This window comes from Gilliamella sp. wkB108 (genome assembly GCF_001690195.1).
GTDB classification, from domain to species: Bacteria; Pseudomonadota; Gammaproteobacteria; order Enterobacterales; family Orbaceae; genus Gilliamella; species Gilliamella apicola_L.
The window spans coordinates 109,075-126,428 of the sequence record NZ_LZGM01000070.1; the positions used below are offsets into that span (position 1 = coordinate 109,075).

General features: G+C 31.8%; 27 protein-coding genes, 1 tRNA gene and 1 pseudogene. 14 read left to right on the forward strand and 15 right to left on the reverse strand.

What is annotated here, in order from left to right; translation table 11 throughout:
* Positions 1-8: 8 nt before the first annotated feature.
* The 10 genes and pseudogenes from A9G11_RS07325 to A9G11_RS07365 all read right to left on the reverse strand — a co-directional run bounded on the left by A9G11_RS07325 (position 9) and on the right by A9G11_RS07365 (position 5,991).
* Positions 9-836 carry a hypothetical protein gene (locus A9G11_RS07325; protein ID WP_065618928.1) on the reverse strand — a complete coding sequence of 276 codons (828 nt, stop codon included), beginning with the start codon at positions 834-836 and terminating at the stop codon, positions 9-11.
* A 143-nt stretch (positions 837-979) separates the two neighbouring features.
* A complete protein-coding gene (locus tag A9G11_RS07330) occupies positions 980-1,660 on the reverse strand; it encodes a hypothetical protein (RefSeq protein WP_065618930.1) in 681 nt (226 codons plus the stop codon).
* Positions 1,661-1,813: 153 nt separating this feature from the next.
* Entirely contained in the window at positions 1,814-2,590 is a 777-nt protein-coding gene (locus tag A9G11_RS07335) for a BRO family protein (RefSeq protein WP_065618932.1), read from the reverse strand.
* A gap of 239 nt (positions 2,591-2,829) precedes the next feature.
* Positions 2,830-3,183 (reverse strand): antiterminator Q family protein, encoded by a 354-nt coding sequence (locus tag A9G11_RS07340; RefSeq protein ID WP_065618934.1) that lies wholly within the window; start codon positions 3,181-3,183, stop codon positions 2,830-2,832.
* Positions 3,180-3,454, reverse strand: a pseudogene (locus A9G11_RS14795) (recombination protein NinG). Before A9G11_RS14795 ends, A9G11_RS07340 begins: the two are co-directional and overlap by 4 nt.
* On the reverse strand, positions 3,451-4,293 hold the full coding sequence (locus tag A9G11_RS07345) for an ATP-binding protein (protein ID WP_218056085.1): 843 nt from the start codon (positions 4,291-4,293) through the stop codon (positions 3,451-3,453). Before A9G11_RS07345 ends, A9G11_RS14795 begins: the two are co-directional and overlap by 4 nt.
* Before the next feature lie 2 nt (positions 4,294-4,295).
* Entirely contained in the window at positions 4,296-4,985 is a 690-nt protein-coding gene (locus A9G11_RS14605) for a hypothetical protein (protein WP_218056086.1), read from the reverse strand.
* A 53-nt stretch (positions 4,986-5,038) separates the two neighbouring features.
* The gene (locus tag A9G11_RS07355; protein ID WP_065618936.1) at positions 5,039-5,263 is read right to left on the reverse strand and encodes a helix-turn-helix domain-containing protein; all 225 of its coding nucleotides are present in this window, start codon (positions 5,261-5,263) and stop codon (positions 5,039-5,041) included.
* Between the two features lie 10 nt (positions 5,264-5,273).
* On the reverse strand, positions 5,274-5,726 hold the full coding sequence (locus A9G11_RS07360; RefSeq protein ID WP_065618938.1) for a YmfL family putative regulatory protein: 453 nt from the start codon (positions 5,724-5,726) through the stop codon (positions 5,274-5,276).
* Positions 5,727-5,781: 55 nt separating this feature from the next.
* Positions 5,782-5,991 (reverse strand): helix-turn-helix transcriptional regulator, encoded by a 210-nt coding sequence (locus tag A9G11_RS07365; RefSeq protein ID WP_065618940.1) that lies wholly within the window; start codon positions 5,989-5,991, stop codon positions 5,782-5,784.
* A 126-nt stretch (positions 5,992-6,117) separates the two neighbouring features.
* Here A9G11_RS07365 and A9G11_RS07370 point away from each other — a divergent pair, with 126 nt between their 5' ends.
* The 12 genes from A9G11_RS07370 (at position 6,118) to A9G11_RS07420 (ending at position 12,541) form a co-directional block, all read left to right on the forward strand.
* Positions 6,118-6,789, forward strand: coding sequence for a LexA family transcriptional regulator (locus A9G11_RS07370; protein ID WP_065618942.1), 672 nt, complete (start codon positions 6,118-6,120; stop codon positions 6,787-6,789).
* Positions 6,790-6,843: 54 nt separating this feature from the next.
* On the forward strand, positions 6,844-7,365 hold the full coding sequence (locus A9G11_RS07375) for a DUF4365 domain-containing protein (protein WP_065618944.1): 522 nt from the start codon (positions 6,844-6,846) through the stop codon (positions 7,363-7,365).
* Positions 7,362-8,504 (forward strand): hypothetical protein, encoded by a 1,143-nt coding sequence (locus A9G11_RS07380; RefSeq protein WP_065618946.1) that lies wholly within the window; start codon positions 7,362-7,364, stop codon positions 8,502-8,504. Before A9G11_RS07375 ends, A9G11_RS07380 begins: the two co-directional genes overlap by 4 nt.
* Positions 8,505-8,865: 361 nt before the next feature.
* A complete protein-coding gene (locus tag A9G11_RS07385; RefSeq protein WP_065618948.1) occupies positions 8,866-9,282 on the forward strand; it encodes a hypothetical protein in 417 nt (138 codons plus the stop codon).
* A 125-nt stretch (positions 9,283-9,407) separates the two neighbouring features.
* Positions 9,408-9,641 (forward strand): hypothetical protein, encoded by a 234-nt coding sequence (locus A9G11_RS07390; RefSeq protein ID WP_065618950.1) that lies wholly within the window; start codon positions 9,408-9,410, stop codon positions 9,639-9,641.
* Between the two features lie 82 nt (positions 9,642-9,723).
* Complete coding sequence (locus tag A9G11_RS14410; protein WP_176701246.1) at positions 9,724-9,900, forward strand: hypothetical protein; 177 nt, start codon at positions 9,724-9,726, stop codon at positions 9,898-9,900.
* A gap of 12 nt (positions 9,901-9,912) precedes the next feature.
* Complete coding sequence (locus A9G11_RS07395; RefSeq protein WP_141674370.1) at positions 9,913-10,158, forward strand: hypothetical protein; 246 nt, start codon at positions 9,913-9,915, stop codon at positions 10,156-10,158.
* Positions 10,151-10,378 carry a Lar family restriction alleviation protein gene (locus tag A9G11_RS07400; protein WP_065618954.1) on the forward strand — a complete coding sequence of 76 codons (228 nt, stop codon included), beginning with the start codon at positions 10,151-10,153 and terminating at the stop codon, positions 10,376-10,378. Before A9G11_RS07395 ends, A9G11_RS07400 begins: the two co-directional genes overlap by 8 nt.
* On the forward strand, positions 10,378-10,977 hold the full coding sequence (locus tag A9G11_RS07405; protein ID WP_065618956.1) for a hypothetical protein: 600 nt from the start codon (positions 10,378-10,380) through the stop codon (positions 10,975-10,977). The genes A9G11_RS07400 and A9G11_RS07405 overlap by 1 nt, the downstream gene beginning before the upstream one ends.
* Complete coding sequence (locus tag A9G11_RS07410; protein ID WP_065618958.1) at positions 10,974-11,273, forward strand: hypothetical protein; 300 nt, start codon at positions 10,974-10,976, stop codon at positions 11,271-11,273. The genes A9G11_RS07405 and A9G11_RS07410 overlap by 4 nt, the downstream gene beginning before the upstream one ends.
* 40 nt (positions 11,274-11,313) lie before the next feature.
* Positions 11,314-11,535 carry a DUF4224 domain-containing protein gene (locus A9G11_RS07415; RefSeq protein ID WP_065618960.1) on the forward strand — a complete coding sequence of 74 codons (222 nt, stop codon included), beginning with the start codon at positions 11,314-11,316 and terminating at the stop codon, positions 11,533-11,535.
* The gene (locus tag A9G11_RS07420; protein WP_065618962.1) at positions 11,519-12,541 is read left to right on the forward strand and encodes a tyrosine-type recombinase/integrase; all 1,023 of its coding nucleotides are present in this window, start codon (positions 11,519-11,521) and stop codon (positions 12,539-12,541) included. The genes A9G11_RS07415 and A9G11_RS07420 overlap by 17 nt, the downstream gene beginning before the upstream one ends.
* A gap of 93 nt (positions 12,542-12,634) precedes the next feature.
* On the opposite strand, the gene A9G11_RS07425 is transcribed toward A9G11_RS07420, so the two are convergent.
* From A9G11_RS07425 to hemA, 4 genes are all read right to left on the reverse strand, one after another.
* Positions 12,635-12,721 (reverse strand) — tRNA-Leu (locus A9G11_RS07425).
* Between the two features lie 98 nt (positions 12,722-12,819).
* Entirely contained in the window at positions 12,820-13,062 is a 243-nt protein-coding gene (locus A9G11_RS07430) for a zinc ribbon domain-containing protein (protein ID WP_065618964.1), read from the reverse strand.
* 120 nt (positions 13,063-13,182) lie between these two features.
* A complete protein-coding gene (locus tag A9G11_RS07435; protein ID WP_065618966.1) occupies positions 13,183-13,434 on the reverse strand; it encodes a DUF1289 domain-containing protein in 252 nt (83 codons plus the stop codon).
* 39 nt (positions 13,435-13,473) lie between these two features.
* On the reverse strand, positions 13,474-14,745 hold the full coding sequence (hemA, locus tag A9G11_RS07440) for a glutamyl-tRNA reductase (protein WP_065618967.1): 1,272 nt from the start codon (positions 14,743-14,745) through the stop codon (positions 13,474-13,476).
* 174 nt (positions 14,746-14,919) lie between these two features.
* Between hemA and lolB the strand changes: the two genes are divergently transcribed.
* Together lolB and ispE are read left to right on the forward strand one after the other, a co-directional pair.
* The gene (gene lolB, locus A9G11_RS07445) at positions 14,920-15,540 is read left to right on the forward strand and encodes a lipoprotein insertase outer membrane protein LolB (RefSeq protein WP_065618968.1); all 621 of its coding nucleotides are present in this window, start codon (positions 14,920-14,922) and stop codon (positions 15,538-15,540) included.
* Between the two features lie 13 nt (positions 15,541-15,553).
* The gene (gene ispE / locus A9G11_RS07450; protein ID WP_065618970.1) at positions 15,554-16,393 is read left to right on the forward strand and encodes a 4-(cytidine 5'-diphospho)-2-C-methyl-D-erythritol kinase; all 840 of its coding nucleotides are present in this window, start codon (positions 15,554-15,556) and stop codon (positions 16,391-16,393) included.
* Positions 16,394-16,476: 83 nt separating this feature from the next.
* Here ispE and A9G11_RS07455 read toward each other — a convergent pair whose 3' ends face one another.
* Positions 16,477-17,124: a DUF421 domain-containing protein gene (locus A9G11_RS07455; protein WP_065618972.1), complete on the reverse strand. Its 648-nt coding sequence runs from the start codon at positions 17,122-17,124 to the stop codon at positions 16,477-16,479.
* Positions 17,125-17,354: the final 230 nt, after the last annotated feature.

Consider the following 17,354-nt stretch of genomic DNA (forward strand, 5'->3'; position numbering starts at 1 on the left):
AATATATTTTATTGTTTTGGACAACTGCTCTTATCCATATGAATTACAAACGGCTTTTCATCTTCAATAGAATATATATAAGACACCCCATTAGGAAATATCATTTTTAATTGTTGGAGTATTTTAGGTGTTGATTCATCTATATTACAGTATTTATCAACTGCTGATACTTTTAAGAAAGCTTTAAGTATTTCATCATTAAAGTTACCTTTTGAATATTTTTTCACGCTTATTTTATAGAATAATTCATTATTTTTTTTATAAACATCTTGCAATATAGTATATTCATCTAGATCCTTAGGAATTATTTTTTTAAGGGTTTCTATTATATTATCCTGTAATAAATTCAAATCAGCTTGAAGTTTTTGCATATCAATCTGATTACTAAAAGGATTTTCTTTGTAATATTTACAAAAAGGCAAAGTATCTTTATTGGTAGTATTAATGTAATTAATTTCTATTTTATTGTAAGAATAACCTGGCATGTCATAGATAAGTTTTAATGCTGAATTTTCTACGTTCTCTACTTTTAGCTTACTAACAAATCCATCTTTAATTGATAATTGCCCTATGTATATAATTCCATCTTCTATTTTGTATTGTTTAATTGTTTCGCCGTCATATAATGCTTTTTTTGCATCATTATCACAAATATAAGACTTTGAAGTAACTGTCCCATTACCGTAAAATGTAACAATATTAGCTTCACGACCAATTTCATACATATTCCATTTACCAATAATTTTTTCTTTTATTTCTTGGTCTGATAATTTCTGTTTATTCGCAGCAAAAACAATACAAGGAATAATTAAGAGGATTAATAATATTTTTTTCATATTCATTACCTTTAGGACAATTATGCCTAATGATAACAAAAATAATGTAGAAAAATATCTAGAATGTTTAATTTTTTGATGCTATCAAATTCTATCTTGAAAGCAAAAAGCCTCTTAATTGAGGCTTTCTCTTAAATTAGAGTTTAAAGTTCAGGTAATAACTTTTCTAAAAAAGCATCTTTAACTTTTAAAAAATCCTCTTTTTCTCTTTTTCTTATAATACGACTTAAGAAATAAAGAGTCGGAATAACAAATATTAATAGTTGTATGAGTAATATTATACGATAAAACGATAAAGAAGAGACGTAAAATAAATACCAAAAAATGGAAGTCAAAACAAAAAAGAAAAATGCAAAAAAACCATATACTATATTATTGAATAATATCATATTGTTGGATATTTTAATATCATCCTTCTCTATAACTAAGTAACCATACAATCTTTCAAAATGTGTAGGCGAAATTTTATTTTTAGTTAGCTTTGTTAATCCGAAGAAAAATAAAGCTAACCGTCTATTTCTACATTTAGTTATATCTTGTATATATAAAACTTCTTTCTCTTTACTGCACACCTTCTTACATAAACCATTTTCTAGATTTTCGTCATTAATAATTCGATCTTGTTTTTTTTGATTTCTATTCAATAAAGGTTTAATAAAAAACGCTAAAATTGGTTTTAGAACATAAAATAATAAAGCCAATGTAAAAAGTGAACAAAAAACTAGAGCGAATATAAATAATAAATTCTCTGTTAAATGAGAAAAAAAGAACTTTAATAGATCGAATACATTAGTAACGAGCTCTTTATTTAAGGATTCTTCCATAATTATTCTCCCAGAATAAAAATAATAATAGAATAATATGGAAATAAAAAAAGCCCAACTATTTAGTGGGCTTAAATTTCATGCGTTCAAAACCGCATTATAGGTATATTATCCGTTTAAACGTTTAAACAGTCAAGTGTTTAAGGCTTTCAATTAATTATTTCTTATAACTGACAAAACCATATTCCATTTATCAATGATATTTTTAGCTTTAATATGAGCCGTTTCCCTTGCAATTATTATCCTGGCATCATTTAAAGTCCGTTTATATTCACGAGACATAGAGTAGAAAGCCGCTCTAAAACTTGAATCTATTGCATGTAATGCAGGCTCTATTAATTCTATTTGATAACGCATTCGCTCAGCAGCTTTATATAACCAAGCCAAATCATACCAATCTTCGTCAGATAATCCGCTTCGAGAATGCACACCACCTAACCACTTAATAGCATTCTCAAATTGATTGGCTGGCAAATCTTGATAACGAGGTATTTTGAATTGCTGATGTAGTTTTGAATAAATAGCCTGATGCCTTTCACCTGTTCTATAAGAACGCTCGTTTACTGCTTGCTGAATTGCTTGTTGCTGTTCTGAATTAATGGTTAGCGAATATGAACCTGTTTTACGAATTGTTGGTAATACTTCATCAAATACCCAATTTTGGAAGTCTACAGCTTCTTTTTTATTACTTCTAAAAATTACACGATATAAATTAGGTTCATCAATGAATGTAATTTCTTGGTTTCCACTTTTCGTAGGGAGGTACATTTTATGTACCCCTTTACTTGATATATTGAAACGACTGACTTTTGCATTGCTAATATTCAAAATAACAGCAACGTCTTTTAAGCAAAAAACAGGTTGATTATTTAATAATTGAACACGAACTTGAGAATTATTGAAATTGAAAACTGATAGTTGATCTGACATGATTTATACCTCGTATGTTTAGTGATTTGATCACTTAGTAGGTGATCGGGCTTCAACTACCGCATACGACGGCGGGACTTATTTCTCTTTCGAGTATTGTATTACGTCCTCTCGACCCGATCATAGATATGATCAAATACCTAAAAAATAGGCATAAAAAAACCGCTAATCTTTCGGGTGCGGAAGTCCGCGTATGTTGTAGTATTAACAACTATACAACCCGATAAAACCATTGTCAACTATGCAACTTTTGAAAACAATTCGATGATATGACCTCTAATGAAACATTCTGCTGCCAATAATATTTTTGTAATTTCAGAAGTTTGCTTACCTAAGATTCGCGCTTGTTTACTACAAGAGACTTCACGAAGATAAAAAGCTGTTAAAATTACCCAATGCTCAACATTATCAACTTTAAGTCTCAATACCGCATCATCAACAATTTTAGCTTCTTCTTCCGTTAAGTATTGTCGATAATCAAAGTCACGAGGTGCGCCTTCTATACCTGCAGATTTAGACGGATATTCTGTACCCATTCGCTTAAGAATACGTGTATTTTTCCATGCAGTTAAAATATCTTTAGTTTCTCTCATTGCCCCCCTCTTCTTTTCTCTAATCTTTTAGCCTTTTTAGTGAAAATAAACTTAATTCTTTTGAGATACTCAATATCAAATTTTCTTATTTCATTGTTATTATCTAACGCTTCGACTTTCTCAATACCTATGCGTTTAATTAAGCTGCTCTAAAATCTAATTGCGCACCGCTTTTATAACAATTGCAATAAACGCATTGCTTAGCCATGTTATGCAGATTAAATCTCAAGTGTGACGCGTCCGAGCGGGCAGTGGTTAACCCAACCCTTATTTACGATAGCTTTCCCAGTCAAAGACAAGTTCACATCCTCCACCGTCTTTCATGCGATCAATTACTCGCTCACCGACTATTTCAGCTAGTTGCTCGCGAGTTTCATTGCTGATTAAAATAGTTGGGCGCATTTCTTCATATCTGGTATTTATGATTTCAAAAATAATTAATCTTTCTGAATCAGAACCGTATTGAACCCCTACTTCATCAATAACTAGCAACTCAGGTGATGAAAATTCAGCTATTACTTCCGATTCTGACTTAGTCGTATCTTTCGACCAGGTAGAGCGATATTCACGAATGATTTTATTGACTGAGGTTAATAGAACATAATGCTGGTGGTTTTTGATAATCTCTTTCATGATTGATACTGCAAGATGATTTTTACCTGTACCTGGTAAACCAACCATTACCATGCCACCGCCGTTTTTTAATCGATCTTCCCATTTTTCGGCGTAAGCTTTACAAATTCTTAAATTGCGTTCTGCAGATTTATTACCAGGTAAATAATTATCAAAAGTGCATAATTCGAATCTTTTTGGTATTTCAGCCCAGGATAATAATTTTGTTATTTCAAGTTCTTTTGTCTTTGCTTTTTTATCAGCAATTTGTTGTTTGATCTGATCGACTTTTTCTTTGGCACAAACTGGGCAAATAGTTTCTGTTTTTATTGTTGCCATCATGGTTATCTTTCTGGACCATTTTTTGTATTCACCGTGTAGCTGACAATTCGCAATAGTTTCAGTTACGCTAAGCCCATCTATTTCTTTTAACCCATTAATGCTATTGGTCAAATCTGTTTCGGCTCTTTCTAGAGTTTTTGATAATCCGCTATCCATGGTTATACTCCTGCCCATTCTGGCTGGGTTGTTTCGCCGTAGTTTTGATTAGCAAAACTAGTGCTGATTGATTTTGTTTTACTAGGTGATTTTGTTTTGTCAGGAAATAAACCCTGCCACCCATTCATGATTGACTGGTTGATCACTTGCTCTGGATTTGCTTGTTCTTCAAGCATTTTGCTTTGAGCTTTCCAGGTACTAGGGAGTAATTTATGTTTTTTAGCAGCTTTGTACTCAATCCAAGTTATCCAGGTTTCTAGTGATAAGTTTTTGGGTTTAACAGAAATAGGATCGAAAGAATCTTTTTTATTTATTTTTTTAATATTACTGATCTTAGTATTATTAATATTAGTATTCTTATATGTCGGATTTATTTCCGAGCTTTCTCGGATTTCAATCCGAGTTTGTTCGGATTTATTTCCGAGCGTCGGATTTATTTCCGAGTTCCATTCTTTGCCTTTTTGAGTTAATGAAATGCAATCTTTGTCACCATATTTTTTATAATTAATTAATCCTTTCTCGCTCAATGTTTTTAATGCGCGATAAACAGTATCAACTTTGTTATAAGCAAGCGGGATTTCATTACAAATCATCTGTTTTGATGCCCAATAATACATTTCGCCATCAATAATTATGGGGTCAGCCCATGTATGAAGTTGATTGAGTAAATCAAATAATGCACCTTGTTGCATATTTAGCTCCCACTCAATGCACTTGGAATTATTAATAAATGAAGTGATTCGCATTAGCCAATCCTCAAAGAATACTCCGCAAAATTGCCACCATTTTTATATATAATCTTAGTAACAATCGGAAAATTTTGTTTTCTTAAATCGTGAATGCGCGCCCCTAATCTGTAGCAACCGAATAAGTTCCATGCTTGTCTAGGATTAATTGTTTTACCGCTTTGTAAATGCTGTAAGATTTGGTCACACTGGCTCAGTGTTTTTTTAGTTTTTAACGTACTCATGAACACCTCACTAATTAGATGGTTTATGCGCTGCAAGTGTTTCTTGATGTGCCGTAAGTCGTCTTTTTACTATTGATTCGCATAAAGTATTTAATACCGCTTCTTCATCACTAGTAATGACGCCGTCACTAATCGCTTTGGCTAAATACGCCTCATACTCACCTCTTGCTGTTCCAATGCTTAACATCGATTCAAAAAGGTCATAACTTCCTGCTTTAGCGACATCAGGTTTTTTTATAACTATGCAGTCCACTGCTCTTGCAAAATAATCAGCAACTAATGTTGTTCCACTTAACTCTTGTAATGCTAAAAGTTCATCACAAGTAAAAAATCGAGTGCCTTTATTTTCATAAAGACGATCTTTAAAGACAGAAAGTGAAATTCCTAAGTAAGAAGCAGCTACAGCTTGCCCGCCTTTTATGTACTTAAGCATTTCAATTACAAGTTCTCTTTGGTTTCCCATCTTTTTACCTTTTCAGTTGGGTTACTTTTAAAATAAATATTACGTATAGTATTAATTAGGCTGCATCAGGTGGGAAAACATCATCCAAAGAGATGTTAAGTCCTAAACTGATAAAAAACTGCGTTATATCTCGACATGTTTTTAAATTCACATCTCGATAACCCAATTCATAATGGGAGATTGCGCCTTGAGAGGTATTTATTGCTCTTGCTAGTTCTTCTTGAGTAATACCTAATTGCTCTCTAAATTCCTTAATTTTGTTCATAACTGATGCCTCAATTACTGTTATGAATATAAATATTACATTATGTAATTTATTATTTCAACATTTATTACATTTTGTTAGTTGTTAATTTAATACAGTTCGTAATAATTAAAGTCGGAGGATCATATGAACACTTGGCAAAATATAATAAAAAAGAGAATGCAAGATATTGGCGAAACACAAGAAAGTCTTGCAGAAAAATTGAGTGTAACTCAGGGCAGTGTTGCTCATTGGCTATCCGGTCGAAGAAAACCAGACACCGATATTATCGCATCAATACTGAAAGCAGTAGGAATTAGGGAATTAATAATAAATGCTGATGGCTCAGCAGCAGAAAATAATACTAAAAACAAACTCAATAAAAATAATTTTCAAATCGAGGTTTTAGATATTACAGCTAGCGCAGGAGCAGGCTACCTAAATTCGGATGTAAAGGAAGTGATTAAATTAATAGAATATGATTCAAGTCAGGCAAAAATGCTATTTAATGGCATGGATGCGAACAATTTAAAAGTTATAAACATCTCTGGTGATTCGATGCAGGGGACATTTGAAAGCGGTGATTCAATTTATGTAGATGTTTCAAAAAAAGAATTTAATGGTGATGGAATATATGTATTCACATTTGGTAAAAGTTTGTATGTAAAACGATTACAAATAATCAAAGATAAACTTATTGTTATATCTGATAATAAAAAATACAAAGAATGGGATATAAGCGAAGATGAAATTGACCAACTTTATATACATGGCAAAGTAATGCTAAGTCAATCAATGTTATTGAGAAAACATGGATAACTGCTTTGGCAGTTTTGTAAATAATAAATTCATAAAATATAAAGAATATAAATTATGCAAATTAATGGAAGTATTGATTATGATTTTGCAGAGCAGTTTCAGTTAGCCATTACTAAAGCTATTGCTAGTTCATGTCATTTTATGCATGCTGATGGAACAAAACCAGATCGTCAAAGTATTGATTTAACTATATCGACAAGTTATTTTAATACAGATTTAGGATACACAGTAGAGGGACATATAGATTTGCAATTAAAAACAGTAATCAATCCAACTGTCATAAATAATATCCTTAAATATCCATTAAAAATTAAAAATTATAATGAACTTATAGGTAAAAGAAGAAATCCAAAATATCTTTTTGTCATGATTATTCCAGATAATAAAAAAATGTGGATGCATGAATTTAACAATGGTATCTTTCTCCCATATAAATATTATTGGATTAATTTAGAAGGGTTTCCACCTTCAAATAATAAAACCTCAGTTACGATAAATATTCCAATACACCAAGAATTAACACGTGAATCATTAATGAAAATGCTGGAATATGCAATAGAAGGTAAAACTTTATGAGTAAATTATTAGACGTAAATAAAATTGCATATTATATTGAAATGATAGAGAAATTTCTTTCTGACCATGATTGGCACCGCTTAAAAGAATATGATACTTTTTCTGTATGGAACTTAAAAGAAAATCCTACTTTTAAAACAGATATCCGTTTACCTATAAACTCAAATAATGAATATGCTGACGATATAGATTTGATTGAAGAAGCAATAAATAAATTAGCTATTATTTTTAATTCTAATTTTGAATTCATTTTGCAATCAATAATAAATAAACAACCAATAACCAGCGTTTCAAAAATTAGTTTTAGAGTTATTAGTGATGATGTTATGAAAGGCAATATTCCGCTTGATGAAGGGATTAATTTAATAACAAATGTTAAAAAGTTCATAGAAAATATAGCTAAAGCAACTGAAACTAAAAAACCAAGTTTTACAAACTATAAATCAAAAGATATTATGGATTTCATGGGGTCAATTCAGTTAGGACAGACCGAAATAGGAAGTTACATTGTAAATTTACATTATCCAATTTCACAAACAGATACACTTGATAATATAAATAAAGTTGAACAATCCTTCTCAGAGTGCGTGGATAATGATATAGAAATCGGATTAAAAACATTAACCGAAATAGTAAATGAGAATAAATATATTGATGATATTGCGACATTAGTTAAAAAAGGAATAAGTGCTAATTTATGTGATTCATTAATTGATTTGACTGGATTGTCACAAAATAGAGATGTTGAGATTATTTTACATAATAAAACAAAAAAATTAACTCCTTTTTATTTTGACAAAACCAGAATTTCACTCATAAAAAAGATTTCAAAAAAATTATATCAAGATGAGTTTATTTTAGATAATTTTACTGTTACAGGTTACGTGGTTGATAGACACAGTCTAAGTGGAAATCTATTAGAAGGAGGCAAAATCTCAATTAAAATGCCTATTTTGTATAAAATGAGAAATATCGACATCGATCTTAATACAGAACAATACTACATGGCTAATGAAGCAGTAAAATTGGCTAGCCAGATCAGCATAACTGGGAAATTATCAATAAAAAAAGCAACTGGCACATTAGTTAATATATCCGACATAAAAATAGTCGAACAAAAAGAAATCAATTTTGTATAACAAACAACTAAATATAATTACCCAATAAAAATTACTAGCTTTTATAAAAAGCCCCTAATCGGGGCTTTTTTCATGCCTAAAATCTGCATATAAAATCCTTCCTCGCTCAAATTGTATAAATAACAATCAAACTATATTACATTTTGTAATTACATCTTGTAATGTATAATTACATATTGTAATATTAACACATCAAAACAAATTAACTTACCAAATGATTAGTTTTGATTAGATAGTCGAACGGCGCGACTTTAAACCATGCGTCGGGACTGTGGCGGTAACTCAATACAGGCGGTAAACAATCAAACTAAATGCCTTTCAGTGAGAGTTATATAGTTTGATAACAACAGAGGATTAAATCATGTTTAAAGTAGGCGACAAAGTAGTACCGAATGGGTTTAGATATAAGGTTGATACACATAGATACGGCACTTATCTAATAATGGTTAAGTGGGAAGAAGAATCAAAAGTGGTAACAGTTGAAAGCATTGGTGAAAATAATTGTATCAATGTAACTGATGGAAAGTATGAGTTTATCTATCACCCATCAGAACTGCGAATTGCAACGGAAAAAGAGATAGAAACGCTTAATGAAACAAAAGAACAAAAGTTTGATTTTAATAATTACTTCTATGTGTTAGCGCTTAATGATGGCAAGCGGTTTATCGCTACATGTAGAGATTTTACAGATGAAATTTATGGGATAAACGAAAACAATTCCGCTTTTATTGATAAAGGTAGCATCAAAAAAATCATAGCAATCATACCAAAGCAATAACAAATTTAAACAAGTGGGCTTGAGTTTGATGTTAAGAACACTGACAGCTCGGAAAGACGGCACATTGCTACATCCTATTTGCCCTCCTAGTGAGGGCTTTTTTTACAGAATTAAGGAATAAAACAATGAATTATCAGAAATGGAAATCCGAGTATTTAGACTCGCTAAATAAAAAAATCAAATCACATAAATATTCGGTTAATTACACAGAACACTATATCAACGAGTTATGTCTAGAATTATTAGAAAGAGGCGGTTTCGATGAGGATTACGGACATTGGGAATGTGTAACGGCTGAACACGCATCACAAGAAAGTTTTGAATTTTGGCTAAAAGATTATTTTACCGATGAGGAATAAAACAATGAATAAATTAGTACCACAAAACGAAGAACAAGAACACATGATTCAAATTCTACTTGCAAAAATGCAGGGGGGTTAAATGAACACAATACCAACTGATCTTGTCGGCTGTAATGTTCATGAAACAGACCGATTTAATCTCAATTATAAATTAACTAAGAGCGAACTGATGTACGCCCATTTTTGTACCTATGTACTAACGATCGGCATGTTGTTTATGTTGATTCGCTGGATGTTACAAATTGCTACGAGGTGAATATGGGAAGAAGTGTATAACTCGCTATCAATCCAAGCAAAAATGACTATTGAAATAGCTGAACTTAAGGCACATCACGGATTTGCATATGTTACTACTACCAATAATGAAAAAATGATAATTGATTGTTCAAGTATAGATAATTCGGATGATGGTACATTCTTTATCGGATTGAGAACTGGAGACTTTGATACATGGTCTGTGAATATTGATTGTATAGCTAGTGTTGAAAATCTATTAGGAAATGATTATGACTGAACAATTAAAACCTTGCCCGTTTTGTGGTAGTGAAGATTTATTTATTGATGATATCGATTATAGGTTTAATGAAGATATCTCAGAGGAACATAGAGACGGTATTTGTTCTGCTGTCGTTTGTTTTAACTGTAATGCAAGAGGCAGTGAGAAAGATTCCGAGAATAAAGCAATATTAGCTTGGAATTCAAGAAAAAGTGGAACAAATGAGGAAAGGCAATAATGACTACTCCAACATTAGAGCAATTTTTAGATGATGTTAAAAACCACGAATTAACAATTCATCAAAATAATGGTGTTTATCGCCATTTAACGTTCAAAAATCCAGAATCAATTAATCAGTATTTTAACATTACTACATATCCAGAATATCTCGTAATCACTGGCGATATGGGGTCGTTAATATTTTCCAGACTAACAGATATGTTTAATTTTTTCCGTTCTGATGATTTGCAGATAAAACCTGACTATTGGTCTGAAAAAATAGAATCGATAAATTACAACGCAAAATCAGCGAGTTATTCAGAGTTTGATATAGATGCAGTAAAAAAGTATGCACAGGAAGATTTAAATGATTATCTAGACGGAAATCAAACGCTATCAAGTAATGATAGAGAAGAGTTAATCGAGGAATTCGATAATAAAATCATGTGCGCATCTAACGAATGGGAAATGGTCGAAGCAATTAGAAATTTTAATTGTAATGGTTTTGAATTTGTCGATTTTTGGGAAAGAGACACAAGCAAATATCTGTATCGTTACATCTGGCTGTGTTATGCGATCGTCTGGGGGATAAAGAAATTTGATGAGGTGATTAAGTGACAAATAAAAAAATAATCAAACGGTTAATAAAAGGCAATTGGTATTTAAAAGCTGAAGATGATCACGATTTAGCTCTAATACTAAACGCCTGTCATGACGCTAAATTAACGTGGATAAGTGGCAATACTAAAGTGAGTGAGGTAATAATCGAAGATGGTGGGTATATCCTGCACCCAATATATTTTATTGGTATTGATTGTGATGATACAGAGTTGTCATATAGCCATACACCATCGGCATTTGAGTTTACCTATGACATTACAGACTGGTTTTATCGAGAGGTGATCAATGACTAAATATAGCGAACTGTCTAAAAATGATTGATGAGGTATAAGTATGAGCGAATCAATTATATTAACTGATGATGAGTTACAATTATTAACAGGCAGGAAAAATAAAAGCCTTCAAATTAAATGGCTTAAAGAAAATAAATTTTGTTTTCATGTTAATTTACTAGGTAAACCCATTATTCTACGCGCATCATTAAATCAAAAAGTAATAATTGAAAATAAGCAACAAGAACCAGATTTTGGAGCTTTAAATGGCAAGGAACCGTAAAGACAAAAAAGATAACATACTCCCCCCTCGTGTATCTAAAAACAAATACTCCTACTACTTAAAAACCAGAGAAAATAAAACAATTACGCTTGGTTCCGTTGGAATAAGCATGATAGAACTTTGGGCTAAATATGAAGGTGTAATAGCTGAACAAAAGGAAGTAATGACGTTTAGTAAACTTTGGAGTATGTACTTAAAAAGTCCAGGATTTAATAAACTATCACCTCGGTCACAACAAGATAAGTTAAAAGGTGCTAAAAAAATATTACCGGTATTTGGAAATATAAACGTTGATAATATCAGACCAGAGCATATACGCCGATATATGGATATAAGAGGAGAGCAAAGCGAAGTACAAGCTAATCACGAATTATCATATATGTCCGTTGCTTTTGCGTGGGGATACGAAAGAGGATATTGTAAAATTAATCCTTGCACAGGAATTAAGAATTTCACAATCAAACCTAGAGATAAATATATCGACGATATTGAGTATTATACTATCTATGATGAAGCTATAGACATCATTAAAGTTGCTATGGAAATATCATATTTATGTGCAGCTCGGCAGGGTGATATATTTAATCTAAAGCATAACCAGATTCTAAAAGAAGGTTTGTATATAAAACAAGGTAAAACAGGAAAAAAACAAATCAAACAATGGACGGAAAGATTAAAGAAGGCTATTGATTTAGCAACAAAACTATTTCCGCCATCTTCGTCTGATTCATTTGTTTTACTTAACCAGTCAGGAAGGAAGTTAATCCAAAAAACATTCAATTCATATTGGCTAGAAGCTAAAAGAGCCGCTGAAAAGAAATTAGGCAAAGAAATAAAATGTACATTCCATGACATAAAAGCCAAAGCTATTTCAGACTATGAAGGAGCAACTAAAGATAAACAACTTTTTAGCGGTCACAAAACCGAAGCGCAAGTTAATACATATGACCGAAAAGTCAAAGTTACACCAACCTTAAATCCACCTAAAAAAGAAAATTTATTCTAACTGTATATTCTAAGTAAATTCCAAGCTTGTTGTTTGTTTAACTGTTCAATAACAAATAAATAATCTATTGCATTGATTTAATTGATATTTATGTGGTGCCAGTGGTCGGACTCGAACCGACACGCTTTTAAGGGCGGCGGATTTTGAATCCGCTGCGTCTACCAATTTCGCCACACTGGCATTAGAAGTGTAATTAAGTAAACGTTGGCATTATACTAAGCTCTGAAATATCTGCAACAGATATTGTAATAAAGTGCTTTGGTTGCCTAAAAATTCAGCTACCACTTGCGTTTCCAAGCTGGTAATTTTTTAAGAATGGTATAAGCGTTCTGTTTTGCTATCGCATAATCGACATTATGATGATTCGCATAATGAAGTGTTAATTCATGCCATTTTTCATCAAATGATTTCATTGTTCCATCTTTGTGAGCGCAATGTTTACAATAATTTTTGGACATATCATGTAACGGGTAGTCGCCAATAGAGGTCATTGGCATGCCACATGCAATGCACATTTTCATATTTAAGATCTCTTTTAAATTAATTAAAGAAAACTAACTTTCATTATTGATTTAATGAAAATGCTACTCCGAGTTAAGTGCGATTACAAGGTTTGGTTGCATTAAGGAAAATTATTTTATTTAAAAATTAAGTTCAATTTGAGTTTTTGGCTCAGTAATTTGTTGCTGACGTTGTTGTGCTAATAGATAACGACGTCTTTGCGCTCGTTGTTTGCATAAACGTAGGACTTCTTGTTTTTCAGCATCAGAATAGCTTAACCATTTGAATCTTTCTTCTCTGGAACGATAACATTTGATGCAATATCCTTGTTTGTCAGTTTCACATACGCGTTGGCAAGGACTTTGGATGTCAAAAAATTCAATCTGATCCAATCGACTATCCTTCCTTTTAATTAATGCTATGCCATTAAATTATTGTTCTTTTAAACCTAATCCTTTACTGAGAACTTTAAAACAATCATCACAATCATGCGTTGCAGCATGAAGTAAGGTTTGGGTAGGAGCATGAATTAATTTGTTAGTTAATTTATATGAAAATTCTGCAAAAACTTCATCAACATTAGCACCTTGTTTGATTGCATTCATGGCTTTTGATTCTAATTCTCGTTTTATATTTTCAGCATTACTTCGATATTGTTTTACAAAATCAACGGCATGGCGAGATTTGAGCCAATCATTAAAAAGTTCGGCTTGTTCTTGGATAATATATTGTGCTTCTTTGGCTGCAATGGCACGTTGCTCTAAATTAGAGGCTACCGTTTTTTGTAAATCATCAATAGTATAAAGGTATATATTATCGAGTTTACTTATTTCTTCTTCAACATCACGCGGTACGGCAAGATCAATAAATAACATGCGTAAGTTATCTCTAGCTTGCATCGTGCGTTCAACCATTCCTTTACCAATAATAGGCAATGGACTGGCAGTTGAGCTAATAACAATATCAACATCTTTGAGTCGATTAGCTATATCAGGTAGTGAGATAATTTCTGCATCAATAATAGAAGCCAATTTTAATGCTTTCTCACGAGTACGATTAGCAACAATTACATGATTAAAACCGTGAGGTTTTAAATATCGTGAAATTAACTCTATGGTTTCCCCTGCCCCAACTAACATTACATTGATTTGTTTTGCATCCGTAAATAGTTGCCTAGCAACCATGCAAGCAGCATAAGCGACTGAAGCAGTATTTGCACCAATATTGGTTTCAGTTCGTACGATTTTTGCCACATGAAATATGTTTTGAAATAACTTTTCTAATTCAACTGATAAGCAGTTATTTTTCTGCGCATAGCAATAAGCTTGTTTAACCTGACCTAAGATTTGTGGTTCACCAAGGATCATTGAATCAACACCACTAGCAACAGACATGAGATGTTCGATTGCTGTTATTCCTTCATACCAGTAGATCGCATTTTGATAAAGTGTTATATCTATTTGATGAAACTGTCCTAACCAGTTTTCAACCGACTGTTTTAATCGCAGATAATCAGTTTTATGTTCGTAACTTAAATAGATTTCAGTTCGATTGCAAGTAGACAAAATAACACAACCATCTACTAATGGATGTTGATAGAGACTATATAGCGCTTTATCGATAATTTCATTAGGGAAAGCTAATTTTTCCCTTAGGGTTATCGGCGCTGTTTTATGATTAACACCTAATATTGTTATTGACATTGCATTGCTTCTTTTATAAGAGTTTTAATAAACATAGCTATTTCATTAAGCGCTTTACTTATAACATTATATAAAAAAATAATAAACGTTAATTTACAGTAACTTTTTCTATTCTGCTAATTATCAGTTATAATGCCTCACTCGATTAGTCATAAATTTCTAAAGAGCCTTTTTATGCGTAAAATCAAATATATTTTCTTATTTATATTGCCTTTCTTGCTTATAGCCTGTCAATCTAACAGATTCAAAGACAGTGAATCAATTCAAAGACAGTGGCAAATTCACCAACAAGATCTTAAACAAATAAATGCTTTTCAAGTAAATGGTAATATAGCATATTATAGCACTAGCACACGCAATTATGGTCGATTTTTCATCATCCAACAATCAGTTAATCGTTATGAAATAAAAATAACCACACCTGTTGGCACAAATATTTTAAGCTTGAAGGTTGATGCTAATTATGCTGAGCTAGTCGATAATGATGGTAAACATTATACCGATACCAATGTTGAAGATTTAATGAAAACAATCACAAATATCAATATTCCTTTCAATTCGTTACATGATTGGTTAAAAGGATATTCAAATGATGCTTATGTCGATAAATTAGATAAATCAGGTCGGCTGGCTTCATCAGAATTTATGCAAAATGATAATAAATGGAATTTGAAAATTCCTAGCTATATGACGCGTAATTACAAAAATCGCCAAATTGATTTACCTTCAACTATCGAACTCTCTCATGGTGAAGAACGAGTGCGTTTAAAAATTAATAATTGGATAGTACGTTAATAGGTAGCAAGTCATGAAACAGTGGTTGTCCCCAGCTAAATTAAACTTATTTTTATATATTACCGGTCGACGCACTGATAATTATCATAATTTACAAACACTGTTTCAGTTTATTAATTATTGTGACCAATTAACGTTCAATGTCCGTCAAGATAATCAAATTAACTTATTAACGCCGTTTGCTAATATTCCTGCTCATAAAAACTTAATTATTATTGCGGCAGAGCAATTAAGAACTTTCACCCAAAGACCCGACTTAGGTGTCGATATTGCTATTGATAAAAAAATTCCTATGGGGGGAGGACTTGGTGGCGCATCTTCTAATGCGGCAACAGTTTTAGTGGCGCTTAATCAGTTATGGCAACTTAATTTATCCACTGAAACTTTAATGGATATTGGTCGCAAAATTGGTGCTGATGTGCCTATCTTTATTTATGGTCAAGCTTCTTTTGCTCAAGGGATTGGCGATCAGTTCCAAGCCTTGGATATACATGAATATTGGTATTTGGTAACCTGTCCGAATATAGAAATATCGACTGTCAATATTTTTAATGATCCCCAACTTCCACGTAACACACCTGTTCAAAGTTTACACGATTTGCTTTTATTACCCTTTGATAAACAAAGAAACGATTGTGAAGGTATTGTACGCAAACATTACCCATTAATTGATAAAGTAATTGATTATTTATCACACTATGCAACCACACGTTTAACGGGTACTGGTGCTTGTGTTTTTACTCAGTGTAAAACCGAACAACAAGCTAAAGAGATACAAAAGCATCTTGACACGCTATCGATTGATAGCTTTATTGCTAAAGCATTAAACCATTCTCCACTCTATACAAATTGAGTGAAGAATATCAGTAATAATAATACTTGAGTCAATACCCCTATCAATAAATAGTGCTATTTTTTATTTAATAAAATGTAAAACTAACTGACTGACTCACTTGGTATGACAAACAGATGATGATCATAATATTCAACACAATATAAACCATCGTACGAATGGTAACCTTGTTCTGACAATTTCGATTTTAACCAATCTTCATTTTTGCCGATATTCTCAAGGACATCCTCTCTTGGTTTTTCATTTTCCAGAACAATGACCGAAATATCTTTATCGCCTTTCTTAACTACCGTTAATTGTCCATTGGGTTCAAGTATAGCTTTATCAACAGCATTAATCGTAAAAACATTTTTCATACGCAATAATACAGCAAAGCTAGAAATATCCATGTTAATACTAGCAAAAGCATCCAATTGAATTTTACCTTTTTTCATCAATATGATTGGATTCCCCACAATAAACGCCTTGGCATTTTGGCTTTTTTGTTTTAAATAATTCGAGGTGTACATAATAATAGTCCACATAACGATGACCACTAAAAAATCCAAGACGGTTAATTTAGGGTTGTAGATTATGCCTCCGGCTATACCACCTAAAATCATATTACCAATAAAATCAATGCTCGACATTTGTGATAGCGAGGTTTTACCGGTGATTTTCAAAAATAAGATAATACAAATAAATACAACCAATAATTTTAATGCAATGACCAAAAAATCGTAATAATTCATTTTAGTATTACTCCAATTATATTATTGATACTTAATTTTAAAGAGAAGATGAGATGGTCGTTTGTCAGATATTCGGGATAAATAATACCTGTTTGATCTGATTTTGTCTTGATATATAAAATGGCGGAATTAACGCCCACTTGTTTTTAGATCATTAATGCCAAACAAAATCGTTTATTAAATTTAAATTAGGTCAAATGACTGATGACCTAATTTAGTTTTATCTCGAT

Bases quoted from the DNA above. Each gene is read 5' to 3' on its own strand.
- A9G11_RS07385 (WP_065618948.1), top strand. From the start codon at position 8,866: ATGTTTAAAGTAGGCGACAAAGTAGTACCGAATGGGTTTAGATATAAG.
- A9G11_RS07455 (WP_065618972.1), bottom strand. From the start codon at position 17,124: ATGAATTATTACGATTTTTTGGTCATTGCATTAAAATTATTGGTTGTA.
- A9G11_RS07405 (WP_065618956.1), top strand. From the start codon at position 10,378: ATGACTACTCCAACATTAGAGCAATTTTTAGATGATGTTAAAAACCAC.
- A9G11_RS07415 (WP_065618960.1), top strand. From the start codon at position 11,314: ATGAGCGAATCAATTATATTAACTGATGATGAGTTACAATTATTAACA.
- A9G11_RS07390 (WP_065618950.1), top strand. From the start codon at position 9,408: ATGAATTATCAGAAATGGAAATCCGAGTATTTAGACTCGCTAAATAAA.
- A9G11_RS07375 (WP_065618944.1), top strand. From the start codon at position 6,844: ATGCAAATTAATGGAAGTATTGATTATGATTTTGCAGAGCAGTTTCAG.
- A9G11_RS07400 (WP_065618954.1), top strand. From the start codon at position 10,151: ATGACTGAACAATTAAAACCTTGCCCGTTTTGTGGTAGTGAAGATTTA.
- A9G11_RS14605 (WP_218056086.1), bottom strand. From the start codon at position 4,985: ATGCAACAAGGTGCATTATTTGATTTACTCAATCAACTTCATACATGG.
- A9G11_RS07330 (WP_065618930.1), bottom strand. From the start codon at position 1,660: ATGGAAGAATCCTTAAATAAAGAGCTCGTTACTAATGTATTCGATCTA.
- A9G11_RS07325 (WP_065618928.1), bottom strand. From the start codon at position 836: ATGAAAAAAATATTATTAATCCTCTTAATTATTCCTTGTATTGTTTTT.
- A9G11_RS07360 (WP_065618938.1), bottom strand. From the start codon at position 5,726: ATGGGAAACCAAAGAGAACTTGTAATTGAAATGCTTAAGTACATAAAA.
- A9G11_RS07355 (WP_065618936.1), bottom strand. From the start codon at position 5,263: ATGAGTACGTTAAAAACTAAAAAAACACTGAGCCAGTGTGACCAAATC.
- A9G11_RS07340 (WP_065618934.1), bottom strand. From the start codon at position 3,183: ATGAGAGAAACTAAAGATATTTTAACTGCATGGAAAAATACACGTATT.
- A9G11_RS07380 (WP_065618946.1), top strand. From the start codon at position 7,362: ATGAGTAAATTATTAGACGTAAATAAAATTGCATATTATATTGAAATG.
- A9G11_RS07430 (WP_065618964.1), bottom strand. From the start codon at position 13,062: ATGAAAATGTGCATTGCATGTGGCATGCCAATGACCTCTATTGGCGAC.
- A9G11_RS07365 (WP_065618940.1), bottom strand. From the start codon at position 5,991: ATGAACAAAATTAAGGAATTTAGAGAGCAATTAGGTATTACTCAAGAA.
- A9G11_RS07420 (WP_065618962.1), top strand. From the start codon at position 11,519: ATGGCAAGGAACCGTAAAGACAAAAAAGATAACATACTCCCCCCTCGT.
- A9G11_RS14410 (WP_176701246.1), top strand. From the start codon at position 9,724: ATGAACACAATACCAACTGATCTTGTCGGCTGTAATGTTCATGAAACA.
- lolB (WP_065618968.1), top strand. From the start codon at position 14,920: ATGCGTAAAATCAAATATATTTTCTTATTTATATTGCCTTTCTTGCTT.
- ispE (WP_065618970.1), top strand. From the start codon at position 15,554: ATGAAACAGTGGTTGTCCCCAGCTAAATTAAACTTATTTTTATATATT.
- A9G11_RS07345 (WP_218056085.1), bottom strand. From the start codon at position 4,293: ATGGATAGCGGATTATCAAAAACTCTAGAAAGAGCCGAAACAGATTTG.
- A9G11_RS07370 (WP_065618942.1), top strand. From the start codon at position 6,118: ATGAACACTTGGCAAAATATAATAAAAAAGAGAATGCAAGATATTGGC.
- hemA (WP_065618967.1), bottom strand. From the start codon at position 14,745: ATGTCAATAACAATATTAGGTGTTAATCATAAAACAGCGCCGATAACC.
- A9G11_RS07335 (WP_065618932.1), bottom strand. From the start codon at position 2,590: ATGTCAGATCAACTATCAGTTTTCAATTTCAATAATTCTCAAGTTCGT.